Here is a 19691-nt window from a genome sequence, read left to right on the forward strand (position 1 = left end):
TTCCTCACCCGTCCGCCGCCGGCGCTCACGACCTAACCCCGGCGCTCAACCTCCTCCGACCTTGACCATCCACCCCGGGCGGGGCGGATCGCTTGCGCCTGTCTGACGGTCACCTCACCCTTCTGCGACCTCCAATTGGCCCGTGGGCGAGCGTCACGCGGTCAATCTGCCCGCGTTGCAGGCGGCGGCCTCACTTTTTACGGGCAGAATCGCCATTGAATCCGACTACAACCGTCGATTTCTGGGGCTGGTCACAGGTTTATGAAACATCCGGGCTAAAACTAGAGCCAGAGCCCGAACCCGAGGCGGTGCTCGAACCCTTGCCGGAACTGGAGCTTGAAGCGGCGCCGGAGGCTGAAGCTGAGGCTGAGCCTGCATCAGAGACAGACGCCACAGCGATCGAGACCTCACCCGCGAGTACCGAGCCCCAGTCACCGGTAACGCCGCCGGCCCCCGTTCCTGAGGAGATTCAGCCCGCGCCCGATCCCGAACTGGCCTCGCTCTTCCTGGAGGATGCGCGCGACCTGCTCGACAAGCTGGATCGTCAGTTCAGGGACTGGCTGCTTGCGCCCCAGGACAGCGCGGTGCTCGCGGGCGTCAACCGCCTGCTGCACACACTCAAGGGCAGCGCGCGCCTGACCGGACTGCCGGCGATCGGCGACCTCAGTCATGCGCTCGAGACCCGACTCAAGTCGCTCGACGAAGACCAGGCCGGCATCAACGACATCACGCTCGAACTGGCTCAGCGCGCCGTCGATATGCTCTCGCTCCAGGTCGACGCGCTCGAACAGGGCGCGACCATTCCGCGCATGACGGAACTCGTCGATGAGCTCTCAGGCACCGCACCGTCAGCCACGGAGACCGCCACGCCTGAAGTGGCCCTGATGCGCCCGGCGGAGACGGACGCGGTCGTACAGCCTCCGCTCGGCCAGCCAACCCCGGCTAGCCCACCCGCCGAGCCGGCGGCCCGTGAGGGCGCTGGAGCCATCGCCGCAACGCCTCAGATTCGGGTGCGCTCGGATCTGCTCAACCGTCTGGTCAACCATGCCGGTGAGATCAGTATCTATCGCGGTCGTCTGACTCAGCGCAATGGTCAGCTGGGCTTTAGTTTGGGCGAACTCGATCAAACCGTGGTGCGACTGCGCGAGCAACTGCGCCAGCTCGAGATCGAGACCCAGGCCCAGATCCTGAACCGCTTCGAGCGCGGCACCGACGTCTCGGAGCGCATCGAGACCGCCTCGGATTACGACGCCGAGTTCGATCCACTGGAGTTCGACCGTTTCTCGCGTCTCCAGCAGCTCTCGGGCAGTCTGGCCGAAACGGTCAACGACCTCATCAGCGTCAAAGAGATGCTGGGCGGCTATCAGCGCGAGATGACCGATCTGCTGAACCAGCAGGCACGTCTGGCCGACGACCTGCAGGACGGCCTGCTGCGCACGCGCCTGGTGCCCTTCGTGCAGGTGGTGCCGCGACTGCATCGCCTGGTGCGCCAGACGGCTGACAGTCTGGGTAAGTCGGCACGGCTGGAGGTCATCGGTCCGGAGGTCGAACTCGACCGCACCATTCTCGATCGCCTGGTCGCACCGCTCGAACATCTGCTGCGCAATGCCGTCGATCATGGACTGGAAGACACCAAGGCGCGGGTGACCCGCGGCAAGCCCGCGACCGGCATGGTGACCCTGGCGCTGCGGCGCGAGGGCAATGATGCCGTCATCAGTCTGGGCGACGATGGCAAGGGCCTGGATCTGGAGGCCATCCGCAAGCAGGCTATCGCGCGCGGTCTGATGACAGCCGAGTCCAAGCTCCCGGACGAGGCCATCCTGCAATTCATCATGGAACCGGGCTTCACCACCTCGGGCAAGGTCACGCAGATCTCGGGACGCGGCGTGGGTCTGGACGTGGTCGCCTCCGAGATCAAGGCCGCCAACGGCACCATGAATCTGGAATCGGTGCCCGGCAAGGGCGCACGCTTCACCATCCGTCTGCCGCTGACACTGGCCATCATCGATGCCTTTCTGGTCTCGGTCGGCGATACCGTCTATGCCGTGCCGCACAGCACGGTCGAGGGTGTGGCGCGCATCAGCCGCGAGGAGTTGCTCGCGATCCAGGCCGACCCAACCAAGACCTACGCGGCGCGCGGTCATCACTATCGGGTGGCCTACTTGGGTCAGGCGCTGGAGGCCAACGGCCCGGAACCGGATTTCGGGGAGCGCCGCTGGCTACCGGCGCTGCTGGCGCGCATCGGCGATCAGCGCGTGGCGTTGCAGGCCGATACCCTGCTTGAAAGTCAGCGTATCCTGGTCAAGCCGCTGGGGCCGCAGTTGACCGGCGTGCGCTGGTTGAGTGGCGGTACCATCCTGCCGGATGGACGGGTCGCACTCATCCTCGATGCCCTGGCCCTGGTACGCTCGGGCGCTATCCGCGAGCAGGCGCCGGTGCTGCTCACGCCGGCGCCGGTTAGCGAAACGCTCTGTGTCATGGTGGTCGACGACTCGCTGACCGTGCGCCGTGTCACCAGCCGTCTGCTGCGCCGGCAGAACATCGAGGTATTGACCGCGAAAGATGGTGTCGAAGCGTTGACGCTACTCGACGAGCGTGTCCCGGATGTCATCCTGCTCGACGTCGAGATGCCGCGCATGGACGGTTACGAACTCACGCGCCATATCCGCCGTTCGGATCGGCTCAAGCATCTGCCGATCATCATGATCACCTCGCGCACGGGCGCCAAGCATCGCGACTATGCCACCCAGCTCGGTGTGAACCGCTATCTGGGTAAACCCTATCAGGAATCGCAGTTGCTCGAAGAAATCAACGCGGTGGTCGGCAAGCGGTCGACCTGAAGCCCTGATTCGGCCCCGAACTCAGGGTTGGCGAAAATCACCCCAGAGCGCCTGAATCACGGCGATAGCGGCCAGCGGCGCGGTCTCGGTGCGCAGGATGCGCGGACCGAGACGCACACCCTGAAATCCGTGGCATCGTGCCGCCTCGCGCTCGCGCGGATCGAGTCCACCCTCGGGGCCAATCAACAGAGTTAGGCCCGATGCAGGCGCGGACAGCGCCGGCAGCGCCCGCTCGGCAAGCGGATCGAGCAGCAGTCCGCCTGTATGCGGGGATTCCAGCCAGGTCTCCAGTTCAAGCGCTGGCTCCAGCGCGGGCAGCCGTCTCCGGCCCGATTGCTCGCAGGCCGAGACGACCACGCCACGCCAGTGTTCAAGACGTTTATCGAGTCGCGCACCATCGAGCCGCACCTGAGCGCGGCGGGTAAAGAGCGGCGTGATCCGGGTCACGCCCAGCTCGACGGCCTTCTGAATCGCAAAATCCATACGCTCGCCTTTGGAGATGCCGAGCGCCAGATGGATGTCGAGCCTGGATTCCGGCTCCGGATCGCCGCGCGATTCGATCAGGACACGCGCCCGCTCGCGCCCCACTTCGATCAGACGGGCCGGATAGTCGTATCCATCGCCATTGAAGAGCACCAGGGGCGCGTCGCGGTCGAGCCGCAATACCTGCACGGCATGGCGTGCCTGGGCGCTTGGTAGATCAAGTTCGACACCTGGGGTCAAATCGAGGTCAAGATAAAGACGGATCAGGCGCATAAGGCTCGGCCTCGGTCTGGACTCACAAGGTGCTGGGCGCCAGGCGCGCCGCGCCGATCGCCAGCAGCGCCCAGGCGAGGATGAGTATGACGCCGCCGATGGGCGTGATCATGCCCAACTGGCGCAGGCCCGTGAGTGTCATCACGAACAGGCTGCCGCTGAACAGACAGACGCCGACCGCGAACGCCAGCGCCGCCCAATGCACCAGACCGGCCTCCGGCCGGTGCAGCAGGGTCAGACCACAGGCCAGGATCGCCAGGGCGTGCAACCCCAGATAATCAGCGGCGGTTTGCCAGTTGGCCAGGAGCGCCGGGTCGACGCGCCCCTTGAGTCCGTGCGCGCCAAAGGCGCCAAGCGCCACGGTCAGCAGACCGCCGACGGCGCCAAGAGTCATCCAGATCGATGCGGGAGACATGATTTTCCTCGCTTGGAGCGTCGAAAGACGCGGTTCAGACGGCATTCTGCAACAACTCGCTGTCGATGACGAGAATCAGGTTTTTGGTTGCGCTGATTTTGACCGCTGTGTTAGAGTTCGCGGTCTTTAGCACTAAACCACGCCGACTTGTAGGGATTCCCGCCATGTCCAAGGTCTGTCAGGTTACCGGTAAGCGACCCCTCACCGGCAACAACGTCTCGCACGCGAACAACAAAACCAAACGCCGTTTCCTGCCGAATCTGCACGAAAAGCGATTCTGGGTCGAGGCCGAGAAGCGCTGGGTGAAGCTGCGCCTGACCACCAAGGCCATGCGTACCATCGACAAGAAGGGCATCGATGCGGTGCTCGTCGACCTGCGCGCCAACGGCGTGAAGGTCTAACCGGAGGATTCACCCATGGCTAAGGCCGCACGCGAAAAGATCCGCCTGAACTCCAGCGCTGGAACGGGTCACTTCTACACCACGACCAAGAACAAGCGCAATCAGCCCGGAAAGATGGAGATCAAGAAGTTCGATCCCGTCGTTCGTCAGCACGTCATGTACAAGGAAGGCAAGATCAAGTAAGCCCGATGCGATCGGCGATGCCGTCGATCTCCTTGTCCGTGGCGCCGTGAAGCCCGCTTTGGCGGGCTTTGTGCTGTATGGGGAAATCACAGACCGATGGAGGCCTGTCATGACTGACAGCACCCTGTTATTCGAAAGTTTCATGCTGATGCTGATCGGCATGGGCATCGTGTTCAGCTTTCTGCTGCTGCTGGTCGGCATCCTGCGTCTGATGTCGGCGCTCATCCTGCGCCTGGCGCCTGCCGAAGAACTCCAACCCGTCGCGTCGTCGACCACCGCGCCGCTCCCGACGGACACCTCCGAGGATTTGATCGCCGTCATCTCGGCGGCCATTGCGCGCTATCGCGCCCCGCGCTGACCGGATTCGCGCACTCATCCCAACCGAGAGGCTAAAGCCCCATCGACCCGGCCTGGCTCGCGCGTCGTGGACGTCGAGCGGGCGCGAACTGCGGAATAAACCCATGACTCAGAAGACCCCACTCGGCATCACCGACGTCGTCCTGCGCGATGCGCATCAGTCGCTGCTGGCGACCCGCATGCGTACCGAGGACATGCTGCCCATCGCCGCTAAGCTGGATCAGGTTGGCTATTGGTCCGTGGAATCCTGGGGCGGCGCCACCTTCGACGCCTGCATCCGCTATCTGGGCGAGGATCCCTGGGACCGTCTGCGTCAGCTCAAGGCGGCGATGCCACGCACGCCTCAGCAGATGCTGCTGCGCGGTCAGAATCTGCTCGGCTACCGGCACTATGCCGACGACGTGGTCGAGAAATTTGTCGAGCGCGCGGCCGTCAACGGCATCGGGGTGTTCCGTATCTTCGATGCCATGAACGACCTGCGCAATCTGGAGCGCGCCGTCCACGCGGCCCTGGCCACCGATGCCCATGCCCAGGGCACTCTGTCCTATACCGTCAGTCCAGTGCATGACATTGACTACTGGGTCGACATGGGCCGACGGCTCGAAGACATGGGCTGTCACTCCATCTGCATCAAGGACATGGCCGGACTCCTGCGTCCCTATGTCGCCGAAGAACTGGTGACCCGACTCAAGACAACCTGCGCCATCCCGATCGCCATGCAGTGTCACGCGACCACCGGCCTGAGCACGGCGGCCATCGTCAAGGCCGCCGAGGCCGGGATCGACATGGTCGACACCGCCATTTCCTCGATGAGCATGACCTATGGCCATTCGCCGACTGAATCCGTGGTTGCCATCCTCCAGGGCACCGAGCGCGATACCGGTCTGGATCTGAATCTGCTCGAAGAGATCGCGGCCTATTTCCGCGAGGTGCGCAAGAAGTACGCACGCTTCGAGGGTTCGCTCAAGGGCGTCGACTCGCGCATCCTGGTCGCTCAGGTACCGGGCGGCATGCTGACCAACATGGAGAACCAGTTGCGCGAACAGGGTGCCGCGGACCGGCTCGACGCGGTGCTGGCCGAGATTCCGCGTGTGCGCGAAGAACTGGGCTTTCTGCCGCTGGTCACCCCGACCTCGCAGATCGTCGGCAGTCAGGCCGTCCTCAACGTGCTCATGGGCGAGCGCTACAAGACCATCACCAGTGAGACCGCCGGCGTGCTGCGCGGTGCCTATGGAGCTACGCCGGCGCCGGTCGACCCGGATCTGCAATCGCGCGTGCTCCAGCCGGGCGAGGAACCCATCACCTGTCGTCCGGCCGACAACCTGACCGCCGAGCTGGATCGTCTGACCGAGGAGTTGGAGGCCATCGCCCGCGAGCGTGCGCTCAAGCTGGTCGATCCGGTGGTCGACGACGTGCTCATCTATGCCATGTTCCCGCAGGTGGGTCTGAAGTTCATCGAGAACCGTGACAACCCGGCCGCCTTCGAGCCGCGTCCCTGGGAGATTGCTGACACGCCAGCCGCGCCGACCGCCGCGACGACGGCCGCAACCCCGAGTGGTCCTGAACACTACCGGATCGAAGTCAACGGGCGCGCCTATGACGTGACCGTTTCGCCGCAGGGCGCACTCGAATCGGTCGCACCGGCCGTCTCGGGATCGTCACCCGCCGCTCCGGTCCAGGCACAGACGATCGAGTCCCCACTCGCCGGCAATATCGTCAAGATCCCGGTCGGTGTCGGCCAGATGGTCAATGCCGGGGATGTGGTCGTGATCCTGGAGGCGATGAAGATGGAGACCGAGGTGCGTGCGCCGACCGCCGGTCGCGTGACCGAGATCCGCGTCAAGGAAGGCGACGCCGTGGCGCTCGGCGCGCCGCTGATCGCGCTGGGCTGACATCATGGATAAACTCGAAATCCTCTGGCTGTCGATGGGGATCGCCAATCTGGAGTGGACACAGGCGCTGATGATGGGCGTCGGCTGTTTGCTCATCTATCTGGCGATCGCCAAGAAGTTCGAGCCGTTGCTGCTGCTGCCGATCGGCTTCGGCGCCATCCTGAGCAACATTCCGATCGCCGGCATCGCGAGCCACGATGGTCTGCTCGGCATGGTCTATGCCGCCGGCATCGAGACCGGAATCTTTCCGCTGCTGATCTTCATGGGTGTCGGGGCGCTGACCGATTTTAGCGCCCTGATCGCGCGGCCCTCGACCCTGCTACTGGGCGCCGCGGCACAGTTCGGGATCTTCGCCACCCTGATCGGGGCCATCGCACTCAACCTGCTGCCGGGCTTCGATTTCACGCTGGCCGATGCCTCAGCGATCGCCATCATCGGCGGCGCCGACGGTCCCACGGCGATCTTCCTGGCCTCCAAGCTCGCGCCCGAGCTGCTTGGGGCGATCGCCGTCGCGGCCTATTCCTACATGGCCCTGGTGCCGATCATCCAGCCGCCGATCATGCGCGCCCTGACCACCAAGACCGAGCGCGCCGTGGTGATGCAACAGCTGCGCCCGGTCTCGCGTCTGGAGCGCATCGCCTTCCCCTTCGTGGTGCTGATTCTCTGCGCCCTACTCCTGCCCTCGGCCGCACCCCTGATCGGGATGCTGACCTTCGGTAATCTGCTGCGCGAAGCCGGTGTGGTCGAGCGACTGAGCCGCGCGGCGCAGAACGAGATCATCAACATCGTCACCATCCTGCTGGGTCTGGCGGTCGGCTCCAAGCTCTCGGCCGACAAGTTCCTGACCATGGAGACGCTGGGCATTCTGCTGCTCGGGGCGCTCGCCTTCTGCATCGGCACCGCCGCCGGAGTGATCATGGGTAAGATCATGTACCGGGTCACAGGCGGCAAGGTCAACCCGCTGATTGGGGCGGCCGGCGTCTCGGCCGTGCCCATGGCCGCACGCGTGGTCAACAAGGTCGGACTGGAGGAGAATCACCACAACTTCCTGATCATGCACGCCATGGGGCCGAACGTGGCCGGCGTCATTGGCTCGGCGGTCGCGGCCGGGGTGCTGCTGGCGCTGGTGGGCGGTTAGCTATTATCTGTCAAGCTTTCACTTACAGGTAAACACTTGTTTTTCAGATATTAACAGTCGCCTCGGCGCTCGGCGCGCCTTGGCGACTCGAAAACCTATCGGCTTGTGGTTATTAATGACTATGGATTAATCCGTGCTGTGAAACGCCCGCCTGCCTGTACCTGAAAGCCAGGTTGCAAGTAAATGCGTGTTCCAGCCTCGAATACGACTTGTCCGGTCGATGTAATAATAAATCGCGAACCGGCTGCAATCGTGTCACAGGCTCTGAAATCTCGACTAACATTGACAGTTTGGCTGTTCAAATTCAGTGTGCTCTCATGCGGACAGGTGGAAGGCTGATCATCGAATTTAGCCAGGAGAGTGTCCCCCTGGATCGACACTGGTGTGGCATCGGGACTCGATGCCGTAGATGTATGCTCCAGGAATATGCTGCTTTGCTCAAGATCAACAGCAGGTGTCACAGTCAGGGTTCCGAGCACGCCATCGCTAATCGCTGTATCGTTCAGTCCGTAGACTAGAATCCGCATCCAACCAGGTTCTACGATGTTGAAACTGAGACTCTTGCCAGCAGCGCGCACCACCTCGCCAGAAGTCACCGCAAGAGCAGAAAAGTCATTCGGGTCGTAACGAAGATCAACCATGACCGCTGCAATTTCCTGACCACTGCTGCTCAAAAAAAGATCAGTTGAGATACCTTCATCCGTGGAGACAGGATTACCAAAATTCACTGAGGCATCGGTCGCGATGGCGGCTAGATTGGCGATATCGAGCCCAGAGGGCCATGCTGCACTGCTAGCGTCCATTCCTGTATACTGCGTCATCGCAACGCTGCATGTTGATTCGATGACTTGATAGATATAATTGTTGATGATGCGCTGCATATCCGTTATATCCATGGCCACTTGTGTGCCGTTGATTTTCATGCAGCGTGGAGTCGCTGGGCTAGATGTCGAAAGCTCTTGTGCCGCTTCCTGTATTTCTCTGAATCGCACCGCGCCACTGCAATCACAATCCCCGGTCAGCGTGTTGCAAGGACGAATGATCATGATGTCACCGGGCAAACCTTCAATGAAGACGTCCTGATTGCTTAAATTGAGAGCTGTCGCTTGACTCTGAGTCAGTCGCAGCCCCTTGGAAGGTCGAGGTGGGTTTTCCGCAACATCTCCGATGTTGCGGATCTCAAATTTCAAGGTGGCTAACCTGACTCCATCACCAATGGCTGTCGGGGAAGAAGCCTCCTGATAAAGCAGGAGTGTTAATTCGCCGAGCTCAGGCGCATCAACATCTTTAAAAATCGCTGCCGTTGGCAGACGAGTAGTATTCCAAATGACTTCATCAAAGCGTAATTCTTCTGGATCATAATGCACAACAGTCGAAAAAGCACTGATATCTTTACCAGTCGCTGCAGCATTGACGAGGGTTAGGTCGATCGAAGCTACTACTTTATCGTTGATGTTCGCTACGCTTGCTTCAGGATACAGATCCGCGATCGAACTCAATGCTAGACGCGGCATGTTTGAGTTGTAGAGGGTATCCTTAATCAGGGCGACAAAGGTATCTTGTTTGCCACCTGGAGTGGTTTGCGCGGCATTCGTAGTAATCGGGAACAAGGAAAGTGCAGGGTCTGTTGCACTCGTGTTACCAGCTAGATAGACGGCGCGCTTGCCAGTAGTTGGTACGACTCCGAGCGCAAGCACAGATTCATCATTGAGTCCACCAAAAAACGATGAATAAGCGATCCGCTGGCCAAAAGGATCCATTTTCACGACAAAGCCATCGGTATTGCCGGTGTAGTCACGCTGATAAGGGTTTTCGATCAGGAAATCGTTAGACTCGGTCTCGCCGCCGATATACAGATATCTCAACCCATTATCATTATCTTGATCGACAGCGATAGAATAGGCGAAATCGTCGTTAATGCCGCCTATAAGCGTAGAAAAATGCACAAAACGTCCAGAATAATCAAGTTTGACGACAAAGGCATCATAGCCCCCTATCAAGCTCGGATACAGCGCGTTATGGGTCGGAAAATCGTTCGAATTGGTATAACCAGTAAGCAAGATATTGTCAGACTGATCCAGGACCATCCCAGTCAGATTATCAGTTTTCTGCCCTCCTAAATAGGTTGAAAAAACCAACTCTTCGTCGGGTGCCAATTTAGCGACGAATCCGTCGGTTCCGGAATTTTTTTGTGCTTGATAGGTGCATTCGCTCGTTGGGAAGTTTGAAGAGCTCGTGATGCCAGCCAGATAGATATCCCCCGAATCAGTAACAGACATAGCCTTGAGGTTGTCATTACCAGACCCGCCGAAATAGGTCAAATCTCGAAAATCCTGGCCATCCGGACTCAAACTCAGTATGAAAAGACTGGTGCCGCCGGGAAAGCTAGGGTAGAGATTCGTGCGGGTTGGTAAATCGGTAGATGTCGTATCACCGCCAATATAAAGGTTGTCGGGTTTTGCATCTCCATTGGGATCGTCTAACCCAATCGCAATGCCAGCATCCTTTCCAGTTCCACCAAAATAAGTCGCAAAAGTGAGCGCTGGAGTCGCTGTTGTAGAGACTGTTGTGATAGACAGTTTCGCAATGAAAGCAGCCTGTCCGCCAGGTAGAACGCGATAAAGCGCTGGATCAGCTCCAAGTGCCGTCGGGAAATCAGTCGAGAGCGTCTGGCCTGTCAGATAAACATCCGTACCCCAAAGCGCTAGAGCATTAACTTGATCATCTAAGCTACCACCGATGGTCACCACATAGTCGATCGTACTACCGTCCGCACTCACCTGATACACGAGTCCTTCGCGCTTGCCGAGCTGAGGATCAGGAAACAGCGTTAGTGTCGAGCCCCAGGTATCCGCCGTCGACAAGGTGCTACCAACCACCACAGCCTTGCCACTAGCGGTTATCGCCATGGCCTTGACTTCATCGTCGGCGCTGCCACCGTGAAAAGTCGAATAGCTTAGGGTTGGATCGATCACCAGCGCCAAGCGGGTGTCGTAAGATGCAATATGGAATCCAAAGACATGGGTATCATCTGAGTGCGTGTCCAAAACACTGAATCCGCCGTCGATTCTGATTCGCTCACCTGCGACCTCCTGGTAGATATGGGGAACTTGCTGGCGCAGCTCACTCCCATCTGGAAGGGTCATCACCAGGTTGCCTGCCGCATCCAACGCCAACGTCTTAATGCCCGAGACGGCCAGACGCACTTGAGAAGGATCCGCTCCAGGGGCCAATTCGAGATCATAAACAAGCCGCTGCCCGTCACCCCGGAACACCAGATCGATCCCAGGGTAGATCGCCTGATAGCGAACGCTGTCATGAGCCTGAATACCAGCACGCCAGCGCGACGGGTCGTTGCCGACGAAGTAACTCATACGCGTGTGCAGTGCGCGTCCGGGTGTCAGGTTCATACCAGAATCGGGAGCGAGCGGACGCAGGCGCACGGCGGGGGCCGACGACTCCGTGCCGTGCACGTGGATGATGGCCTCTTGAGCACCGAACAGGACGTCCGCACCCTCGATGCGAGCCAGATAGGCGATCGAGTCGTCCCATTGGCCTCGATTCGGGACAAAAAATAGGGGGAAATCCGTCAGACGCGGAGGAGCGCTTGCATTTTCTGTGTGATCAAGCGATGTCGATGCGGAGGAGGCATGAGCGTTCGGGGCGAGTCCATGCAACCCCAAGCTCGATAGAAATAGGATCAGGAGTAGGAGTCGCCACCCGTTACGAGGCCAAGTTTTGAACAGGCTGTGTGGCTTGGCCGTAGCGGCGAAAGACGGTGCTTGGACTGGACGCCATTCAGGACTTGACGTAGAACGATTGGGTGAAAATGACGGCATTTGGACTTCCCTCGCTTTATATGGTTAGCCATTTTGAAAGATACAAAGCGTCGGCAGACGGACCGTCTCAACGTCTTCCGTCGCCCAGTGCTTCAATGGCTCCATCGATCTGGTCTCAGACACACCCAACTGTAGACCATACACTCAGGGTTGCATAGCATGCGCTGCGCTCAACGCGGCGCAAGGGCTTCGTAGAGCGCCGAATAATCCGCGTCGGCATAGCCCAGTGATTCGGCCTGGAGACAGCCGGACTCGATGGCCTCGATCATCCGGGTATCGAGTCCGGCCTCCTCGGCCACGCGCCGGAACAGACCGACATCTTTGTGCAGATTCTTGAGCGGAAAATTGGCCGCGCCATAGTCATGGGCCAGATATTTGTCGAGCTTCTTATCGAAGGTCTTCGCATGCAGCGCGCTCGCGCGTAGCAGTTCCATGAAGGTCTCAACCGCCAGTCCCTCGTGACGTACCAGGCCCAGGCTCAGTGAGAAGGTCGCCGTCAGTCCGGCGATCAGCTGGTTCATGGCCAGCTTCAGGGCCGCACCCTGCCCGACCGCGCCGATCAGGCGCGGATCTCGGCTCAGATCGCGGAACACGGGCAGACAGCGCTCATACAGATCCGGGTCGCCGCCGGCCATGAGGATCAGCGTGCCCTCACGCGCCTCGGGCAGACTGCCGAGTACCGGCGCTTCCAGATACTCGCCGCCCTGAGCGGCCACATGGTCGGCGATATCGCGGCTTTCGCGCGGGGCGATGGTGCCCATCTGCACCAGGATACGTCCGGCGAGCGCGTCGGCCTCGCCCTGCTCGAACAGCGTATCCAGGATGGCGCGCGCATCGCTCAGGAGCAGCAGTGTCAGCTCGGCGGCATCAATCGCCTCCCAGGCGCTCGTCGCCAGGATCAGACCGCGCTGACGCGCCGACTCGGCACGCTCAGTGCCGCGATTCCAGCCGATCACCTCATGCCCCTGGCGCTTGAGTCGCAGCGCCATCTCCGAGCCAAGCAGGCCCATGCCCAATACCGCGATCTTCATCCGTTCCTCCGCGAGAAAGTCCGCCGTTCAGGTCGGCGGTGTTGACGACAGCGACGCCGGCTGGCGTAGAGATTCGATGACAGGCGCGGTTGCAGGTCGCACACCGCGCCACAGCCGGAAGGACTCAGCGGCCTGTTCAACCAGCATCCCCAAACCGTCGAGCACACGCACTGCGCCATGTTCGGTTCCCCAGCGGCAGAAGGGCGTGGGCCGATCGCCGTAGAGCATGTCATAGGTCCAGCCGCCATCGGCGAGACAGTCATCCGGGATCGCCGGCACGGCATCGGCCAATCCAGCCGAAGTCGCATTGATAATGAGGTCGAAACGCTCACCCGCAAGCCCGTCGAGTCCTCGCCCCTCGACCGGACCCAGTGCGGCACCGAGCCGCGCCAGTTCCAGAGCCTTGGACGTCGTGCGGTTGGCGATGACCAGACGTGCCAGTCCAGTCTCCAGCAGCGGCTGGAGCACGCCGCGCGCCGCCCCACCCGCGCCGAGCATCAGCACGCGGGCGTCCGTGAAGTCGAAACCGTGGTTGTCGGTCAGATCGCGCACCAGCCCCACGCCATCGGTGTTGTCACCGCGCAGCCGGCCATCGGCGAGCCGGATGAGCGTGTTGACAGCACCCGCCAGCTCGGCGCGCGCATTGCGCTCGTCAGTCAGCGCCCAGGCGTGCTCCTTGAAGGGTACGGTGACGTTCAGTCCCAGCCCACCGGCGTCCAGAAAACGGCGCACGTCGCCGGCGAAGTCGTCGAGTGCACCGAGCAGACGCCCGTATTCCAGATCTTGCCCGGTTTGGCGCGCAAAGGCGGCGTGGATCGCGGGCGACTTGCTATGGGCGATGGGGTGGCCGATAACGGCGTACTGCGCTCTCATTTCAATGACGAGTCCTGGATAGCGTTTTCAATCATTCTTTATGATGGCCACCCGCGCATTCGGAGCCACACAGGTCAGGCGCGAGGCGGAAATCCTGACCAAAGAGTAGCACCTGTCCGCGGCGGTAGATCGGCACCATGTCAGCGTCGACCCGTTCGCACAGCTTGCACTCTTTGCCGATGAAGCTCTGGGTAAAAGGCGCCAGAGCTTACATCGATCACCTCGCCCAGTGCCGCCGCCGGCGCACTCTTACTCAGCCAGCCAGCGTGCGATGTCCTTGGCGTAGTAGGTCAGGATGCCGTCGGCGCCGGCGCGCTTCATCGACACCATGGCTTCCAAAACCACGGCTTTCTCATTGAGCCAGCCGTTCATGCTCGCCGCCTTGAGCATGGCGTACTCGCCGCTGACGTGATAGACGAAGGTCGGGGCGCCGAACTGATCCTTGATGCGGCGCACGATGTCGAGATAGGGCATGCCGGGCTTGACCATCACCATATCGGCGCCCTCGGCCAGATCGAGCGCGACCTCGTGGATGGCCTCGTTGGAGTTGGCCGGGTCCATCTGATAGGTGTATTTGTTGCCCGCGCCCAGGTTGGCCGCCGAGCCGACTGCGTCGCGGAAGGGGCCGTAGTAGCTGGAAGCATACTTGGCCGAATAGGCCATGATGCGGGTGTGGATGTGGCCGGACGCTTCGAGCGCCGCGCGCACCGCGCCGATGCGCCCGTCCATCATGTCCGATGGCGCGACGATGTCAGCACCGGCCTCGGCGTGCGAGACGGCCTGACGCACCAGAACATCGACGGTCTCGTCGTTCATCACATAGCCGGCGTCGTCGATCAGACCGTCCTGGCCGTGGGTGGTGAAGGGATCGAGCGCGACATCGGTCATTACGCCCAGCTCGGGTACCGCCTCCTTGAGCGCGCGCACGGCACGCTGTGCCAGGCCATTGGGGTTGAACGCTTCGCGTGCATCCAGTGACTTGACCTCCAGCGGCGTGACCGGGAACAGCGCCATCACCGGAATGCCAAGCTGATGGGCCTCGCGTGCGGCCTCGATCAGCAGATCGATGCTCAGACGCTCCACGCCCGGCATTGAGGGCACGGCCTCGCGCTGGCCCTCGCCTTCGAGGACAAACACCGGCCAGATCAGGTCGTTAGGAGTCAGGGTGGTCTCGCGCATCAGGCGGCGCGAGAAGTCGTCGCGGCGCATGCGACGCATGCGGGTGATGGGATAGGCGGAACGGGGCGTGTCTAGGTCAGCCATGGATCGAGCAACCTCGGGTCGGGTCCAGTGCGTCCGGGACCATCCCGGACGCTGCACAAGCCGACTAAAATAGCTCAGGCGCCCGCTTGGCTCCAGTCCTGGCGTTGTCTTGTCAGACATTCCTGGCCCCGGCTCAAGCCTTGAATCATTGAGGATGATCCTCGATCTGGAAAGATCCTGTATCTTCTGCCGTACATACACCTTCACTGGTACACGTCCCATGTCGTCGTCCGCGCTGCTGCATCCACCCATCTTCGATGTCCACTACGAGGACTTTCAAACCCAGGTCATCGCCGCCTCGGCTGAGCAGCCGATCCTGGTAGACTTCTGGGCCGACTGGTGTGGTCCCTGTCATGCGCTCACGCCGCATCTGAAGCGCGTCATCGAAGAGCACGCCGGGCGGTTGCGGCTGGCCAAGGTCGAGGTCGACGAGGGCGAAAACATGCGTCTGGCCGGACACTACCGGGTGCGCGGCTTTCCGACCGTGATCCTGTTCCAGCACAGCGAAGAGCGCGGCCGGTTCAGTGGCGCGCGTTCGCGTATCCAGATCAATACCTGGCTCAAGGAGCATTTACCTGAATGAACATCAAACCCGCTGTATCGCGTCGACTCGCTTCAGTCTGTGCCGCCCTCTGTCTCGGGGTCGCCGGCTCAACTCAGGCGCTCTCGCTCGTCGTCGAGGGCGACGAGATCACGGGCGTGTCCGGGCTGGACATCCAGGGTCAGCGCTACGATGTGACCTTCAGGGACGGCGCTTTCAATGCGCTGTATCCGGCTGAACTCAGTGGCTACGGGCCGCTGGCGCGCACCGTGGCTCAGGCGCTGCTCGCGGCGACTCCGTCCATTCAAGCGGCGCCCAACTGGCGGGCGGATTTGCGACCGCGCGGCTGTCAGTCGGCCGACTCCTGCACCGTCCTGATCCCGGACCATTCCGACGGCGCGGCTCCGAGCGCGCGGATGACGCAGGCTGTCGAAGCGATCTATGCCAAGGATCGGTTCAGCGCGGTCCCAGAGCCACTCTGGCCGTTCGATGCCGCCACCGACACCAGGTATATGCCGGACATGCTGTATGCCATCATCACCCCGGCACGCTAGCGAGCGTCGGGACGATTCTCAATGAGCCTTGGACGCCACTTCGGCACGATGCGCGGTCACCCATGATTTCCGATCCCGATCAACGTCGACGTCTGCTGGAAAGCTTCGCTTTTCTGCGCGCCGGTTCGGCGGAGTTCCAGCGCGAATTCTTCGAGCAGGTGATGCGCGTGCGGTTGCCCGCCGGACAGGCCGTCTGTCAGGCCGGCGCCCAGTGCGCACATCTGCCGCTGGTGCTCGACGGTACTGCGCGGGTCTATCAACTGGGTGAGAATGGCCGCGAGGTCACGCTCTATCGCGTGCATTCGGGCGAGAGTTGTGTGCTCACCGCCTCCTGTCTGCTCAGCGCGAGTCCCTTTCCGGCCTTCGCCGTCTGCGAGAGCGAGGTCGAGGCGGTGGTCGTGCAGCCGGCAAGCGTGCGCCGTTGGCTGGGGAGCTGCGAGCCGTGGCGCGAATATCTCTTCGGACTGATCGCCAGCCGTCTGGTTGAGGTCTTCGGTGTGCTCGACGCGGTGCTGTTCCAGCGTCTCGATCAACGGCTCATCGAGCATCTGCTGCGCCAGGCCGAGCGCACGGATTCATCTGAAATCCAGGCGACCCATCAGATACTGGCCGCCGAGCTGGGTTCCTCGCGCGAGGTCATCAGCCGGGTGCTCAAGGGTCTGGAGGAACAGGGGCTGCTGCGTGTGCGACGCGGCCAGGTCGAGCTGCTCGATCAGACCGCGCTGCGGCGTCGGGCGCGGGATGACTGAGGATCATGACCACAGCGGCCAGCGTGACAAAGTCACCGACAGGGGTGACGGCCATCGTTAGAGTGCGTCTCACAGTCAACGTCCAAGCGGCCATCCGCCGCCCGCACTCGAACGGAGATCCTCAGCATGACTCAGAACCTCGGTACACTCGATCGCGTCGTCCGTGTCCTCATCGGCCTGGCCCTGGCCTTCTGGGCACTGAACACCCAGAACTGGCTGTTCGGCGCCCTGGCCCTGATCCCATTCGGCACGGCCCTGATTGGTTGGTGCCCGCTCTATCTGCCCCTGAAGCTCAACACCAAGCGGGTCTGATCCACTCGCGCCCGTTCCGTTCGGAGCGGGCGCTCTCGGAGCTATCATGGAGAATACGTCTCACACAGTGACGCGACTGGCCAACTTTCCCGTGTCCTTCTTCTCGATGGTCATGGGGCTGTCGGGGCTGACCATCGGCTGGGAAAAGGTCCAGTCGCTCCTCGCTCTCGACCTTGGCCTCACACCCTGGCTGCTGGGCACGACCGGCACCATCTTCGGCCTGCTCGTACTGATTTATGCGCTCAAGCTGCTGCTCCATCGCGAGGCGGTGATCCGCGAGCTACACCATCCGGTCAAGATCAACTTTTTCCCGACCATCTCGATGAGCCTGCTGCTGCTGGCCATCGCCTGTCTACCGGTCTCGACCGCGCTCAGCCAACCGCTCTGGATCGCCGGTACCGGGCTGCATCTGTTGTTCACGCTCTATATCGTCAGCGTCTGGATTCATCATGAGCATTTCCAGATCCATCACATGAACCCGGCCTGGTTCATCCCGGCGGTCGGAAATGTGCTGGTGCCGATCGCCGGCGTGTCCCTGGGCTATGTCGATGTGTCCTGGTTTTTCTTCAGCATCGGTATCCTGTTCTGGCTGATCCTGCTGGTCATCGTCTTCAATCGCGTGCTCTTTCATCATCCGATCGAATCGCACCTGATGCCGACGCTCTTCATCCTGATCGCGCCGCCCGCTGTTGGCTTCATCGCCTATCTGAAGCTGGTCGGCGAACTCGACAGCTTCGGGCGCATCCTGTATTTCGCCGGACTCTTTTTGACACTGCTGCTCTTCACCCAGATCCGACGTTTTCTGGGACTGCGCTTCTTTCTGTCCTGGTGGGCCTATTCGTTTCCGCTGGCCGCCATCGGGATCGCCAGCCTGACGCTGTTCACCCAGACCGATCAGGCGTTCTATCTCCAGCTTGGTACGGGGCTGATCACACTGTTGAGCGGGGTCGTGGTGGTGCTGTTGACACAGACCCTGATGGCGATCGGGCGTCAGGCAATCTGTGTCGCCGAGCACGCGCCAGCAACGGCGCCGGCCTCGCATCCGCCCGTAAATCCACCCTCGGGTCGCGTCATACGCTGGCTGATCGTCGCCTTGCTGGTGCTGACGTTCGCGGCTGGGGTGTGGCTGGCGATGGCTTTCGCACCGCCGGTTGCATCGATGTAGCCTGACCTCAGCAGGCGCCGGCACGCGTGCCTGGCGCCCGCTGGTTCCTGACGCCATCAGCAAGCTGCCCCTTTTGATGCATCGGATGTCTTTTTGGCTGGCCATCGGATTCGCGCTCGTCGCTAGCCCGGCCTGGGCTCTGATCAACGGCCAGTTCGACGATGAGGGTCGATATGGCGCCGTGGTCGCCCTGTGGAGTGAGGGCGAGCGGCGCTGTAGCGCGACCAAGATCGACTCCAACACCTTCCTCACCGCCGCCCATTGTGTCGTCGATGTCGCGCGCGGAAAACTGTCATCCCCTTTCCAGCCCGGCGGCACGCTCCTGATCAGCGCGCGGCCCGAGTCCCGTCCGAGCGATACCCAAGCCTTGGTGGTCGCCAACACCGAACTCCCGCCGGCCTTCGCCGCTGGGCTGCAACGGCTGTATGACTACCAGCAGTCACGAATCGAGGAATATCGCGCGCGGTATAACGGTGAGGATCTGGCCCGGCGCATCCGCCGTGTCCAGGCCGACTCGCGCATCACCGACCGCTTCCCCGACGCCGCTCTGGTGCGTGTCGTCACGCCAACGCCCGCCATTCCCCAGCTTCCAGTGAGTCTTGCGCCCCTGCCCGCTGGGGCCGACGTGATCCTCGTTGGCTATGGCTGCGAGCGTGTCAGCGATTGGCGCCGCTCCGATCGGCGCGACCGCCCGGCACGTCGTCTCTGGGGACGCAGTCAGGTGATTCGGGTCGATGGTGTGAATTTTTATACCTTCGGCAGCGAACGACGCGCCGGGAGCGCGACGCTCTGCCCGGGTGACTCGGGTGGACCCGTGCTGCTCGATGGCCGGGTGGTCGGCGTGCATGGAACCGTCTGGGGGCTGAGTCATCGCGATACGGCCCGTTCCAATATGTCGGTCAATCTGCACGGCTTGATTGACTGGAAGGCGTGGATACCGCTTGCTTCATTCTGAACGCTTGCGCCCCTACTCCCATGGCCCAACTTCGATCAATGAGAAGTCATTGCGAAGAACAACAGGCCGCCGCCAAGACCTTTCCGCTGGCCATGGCCAGCGAGGGCGAGCGGGTACGTCTGTGGGCACGGCGTGAGCCGGTGCCTGTCAAGCTGGCAACGCAGGGATTACCATCATGATCGTCAGTGAACTTGCGCGCTATCTGCGCGACAACCATCGTGCCGCCGTGCGCGATCTGGCTTATCACTTCGATACCGAGCCGGACGCGCTGCGCGGGATGCTCGAAACGCTGGAGCGCAAGGGGCGGGTGCGCAAGCTCGCGGCCAACACGCCCTGCGCCGGGGGCTGCTGTCAGTGCGATCCGGCGACGGTCGAGATCTACGAATGGGTGGAACAACGCGAAGCCACGACGAATTTTTGACATCCT

The 19691-nt window shown here is 61.7% G+C and carries 20 protein-coding genes; 14 read left to right on the plus strand and 6 right to left on the minus strand.

What is annotated here, in order from left to right; all coding sequences use genetic code 11:
- The first annotated feature begins 215 nt into the window (after positions 1-215).
- Complete coding sequence (locus GJ668_RS15020) at positions 216-2840, plus strand: hybrid sensor histidine kinase/response regulator (RefSeq protein WP_246194922.1); 2625 nt, start codon at positions 216-218, stop codon at positions 2838-2840.
- A gap of 21 nt (positions 2841-2861) precedes the next feature.
- On the opposite strand, the gene GJ668_RS15025 is transcribed toward GJ668_RS15020, so the two are convergent.
- Together GJ668_RS15025 and GJ668_RS15030 are read right to left on the minus strand one after the other, a co-directional pair.
- Entirely contained in the window at positions 2862-3596 is a 735-nt protein-coding gene (locus GJ668_RS15025; protein ID WP_155450952.1) for a 16S rRNA (uracil(1498)-N(3))-methyltransferase, read from the minus strand.
- A 22-nt stretch (positions 3597-3618) separates the two neighbouring features.
- Entirely contained in the window at positions 3619-4011 is a 393-nt protein-coding gene (locus GJ668_RS15030) for a DUF423 domain-containing protein (protein ID WP_155450953.1), read from the minus strand.
- Positions 4012-4175: 164 nt separating this feature from the next.
- On the opposite strand from GJ668_RS15030, the gene rpmB reads away from it, so the two are divergent.
- The 5 genes from rpmB to GJ668_RS15055 all read left to right on the plus strand — a co-directional run bounded on the left by rpmB (position 4176) and on the right by GJ668_RS15055 (position 7982).
- Complete coding sequence (gene rpmB / locus GJ668_RS15035; RefSeq protein WP_155450954.1) at positions 4176-4412, plus strand: 50S ribosomal protein L28; 237 nt, start codon at positions 4176-4178, stop codon at positions 4410-4412.
- 15 nt (positions 4413-4427) lie between these two features.
- Positions 4428-4595, plus strand: coding sequence for a 50S ribosomal protein L33 (gene rpmG / locus GJ668_RS15040; RefSeq protein ID WP_005222974.1), 168 nt, complete (start codon positions 4428-4430; stop codon positions 4593-4595).
- Positions 4596-4704: 109 nt separating this feature from the next.
- The gene (locus tag GJ668_RS15045; protein WP_155450955.1) at positions 4705-4953 is read left to right on the plus strand and encodes an OadG family protein; all 249 of its coding nucleotides are present in this window, start codon (positions 4705-4707) and stop codon (positions 4951-4953) included.
- Positions 4954-5056: 103 nt separating this feature from the next.
- Positions 5057-6844 carry a sodium-extruding oxaloacetate decarboxylase subunit alpha gene (gene oadA / locus GJ668_RS15050; protein ID WP_155450956.1) on the plus strand — a complete coding sequence of 596 codons (1788 nt, stop codon included), beginning with the start codon at positions 5057-5059 and terminating at the stop codon, positions 6842-6844.
- 4 nt (positions 6845-6848) lie between these two features.
- Positions 6849-7982, plus strand: a complete 1134-nt coding sequence (locus GJ668_RS15055) for a sodium ion-translocating decarboxylase subunit beta (protein ID WP_155450957.1) — start codon at positions 6849-6851, stop codon at positions 7980-7982.
- Positions 7983-8101: 119 nt separating this feature from the next.
- On the opposite strand, the gene GJ668_RS15060 is transcribed toward GJ668_RS15055, so the two are convergent.
- The 4 genes from GJ668_RS15060 to hemB all read right to left on the minus strand — a co-directional run bounded on the left by GJ668_RS15060 (position 8102) and on the right by hemB (position 14988).
- Positions 8102-11659, minus strand: a complete 3558-nt coding sequence (locus GJ668_RS15060) for a DUF7948 domain-containing protein (protein ID WP_186343128.1) — start codon at positions 11657-11659, stop codon at positions 8102-8104.
- 332 nt (positions 11660-11991) lie between these two features.
- A complete protein-coding gene (locus tag GJ668_RS15065) occupies positions 11992-12852 on the minus strand; it encodes an NAD(P)-dependent oxidoreductase (protein WP_155450959.1) in 861 nt (286 codons plus the stop codon).
- A 27-nt stretch (positions 12853-12879) separates the two neighbouring features.
- On the minus strand, positions 12880-13725 hold the full coding sequence (aroE, locus tag GJ668_RS15070) for a shikimate dehydrogenase (RefSeq protein ID WP_155450960.1): 846 nt from the start codon (positions 13723-13725) through the stop codon (positions 12880-12882).
- Between the two features lie 249 nt (positions 13726-13974).
- Positions 13975-14988, minus strand: a complete 1014-nt coding sequence (hemB, locus tag GJ668_RS15075; RefSeq protein ID WP_155450961.1) for a porphobilinogen synthase — start codon at positions 14986-14988, stop codon at positions 13975-13977.
- A 220-nt stretch (positions 14989-15208) separates the two neighbouring features.
- On the opposite strand from hemB, the gene GJ668_RS15080 reads away from it, so the two are divergent.
- The 8 genes from GJ668_RS15080 (at position 15209) to GJ668_RS15115 (ending at position 19685) form a co-directional block, all read left to right on the plus strand.
- A complete protein-coding gene (locus GJ668_RS15080; RefSeq protein WP_155450962.1) occupies positions 15209-15571 on the plus strand; it encodes a thioredoxin family protein in 363 nt (120 codons plus the stop codon).
- A complete protein-coding gene (locus tag GJ668_RS15085; protein ID WP_155450963.1) occupies positions 15568-16083 on the plus strand; it encodes a hypothetical protein in 516 nt (171 codons plus the stop codon). Before GJ668_RS15080 ends, GJ668_RS15085 begins: the two co-directional genes overlap by 4 nt.
- 62 nt (positions 16084-16145) lie before the next feature.
- Positions 16146-16832 carry a Crp/Fnr family transcriptional regulator gene (locus tag GJ668_RS15090; protein ID WP_155450964.1) on the plus strand — a complete coding sequence of 229 codons (687 nt, stop codon included), beginning with the start codon at positions 16146-16148 and terminating at the stop codon, positions 16830-16832.
- Positions 16833-16958: 126 nt separating this feature from the next.
- The gene (locus tag GJ668_RS15095; RefSeq protein WP_155450965.1) at positions 16959-17144 is read left to right on the plus strand and encodes a YgaP family membrane protein; all 186 of its coding nucleotides are present in this window, start codon (positions 16959-16961) and stop codon (positions 17142-17144) included.
- A gap of 46 nt (positions 17145-17190) precedes the next feature.
- Entirely contained in the window at positions 17191-18309 is a 1119-nt protein-coding gene (locus GJ668_RS15100) for an SLAC1 anion channel family protein (RefSeq protein ID WP_155450966.1), read from the plus strand.
- Positions 18310-18394: 85 nt separating this feature from the next.
- The gene (locus tag GJ668_RS15105; RefSeq protein WP_186343129.1) at positions 18395-19264 is read left to right on the plus strand and encodes a trypsin-like serine protease; all 870 of its coding nucleotides are present in this window, start codon (positions 18395-18397) and stop codon (positions 19262-19264) included.
- A 38-nt stretch (positions 19265-19302) separates the two neighbouring features.
- Positions 19303-19443, plus strand: coding sequence for a hypothetical protein (locus GJ668_RS15110; RefSeq protein WP_155450968.1), 141 nt, complete (start codon positions 19303-19305; stop codon positions 19441-19443).
- Positions 19440-19685 (plus strand): FeoC-like transcriptional regulator, encoded by a 246-nt coding sequence (locus GJ668_RS15115; protein ID WP_155450969.1) that lies wholly within the window; start codon positions 19440-19442, stop codon positions 19683-19685. Before GJ668_RS15110 ends, GJ668_RS15115 begins: the two co-directional genes overlap by 4 nt.
- Positions 19686-19691 lie beyond the last annotated feature (6 nt).

Origin of the sequence: Allochromatium palmeri (genome assembly GCF_009720725.1) — a bacterium.
Lineage (GTDB): Bacteria > Pseudomonadota > Gammaproteobacteria > Chromatiales > Chromatiaceae > Thermochromatium > Thermochromatium palmeri.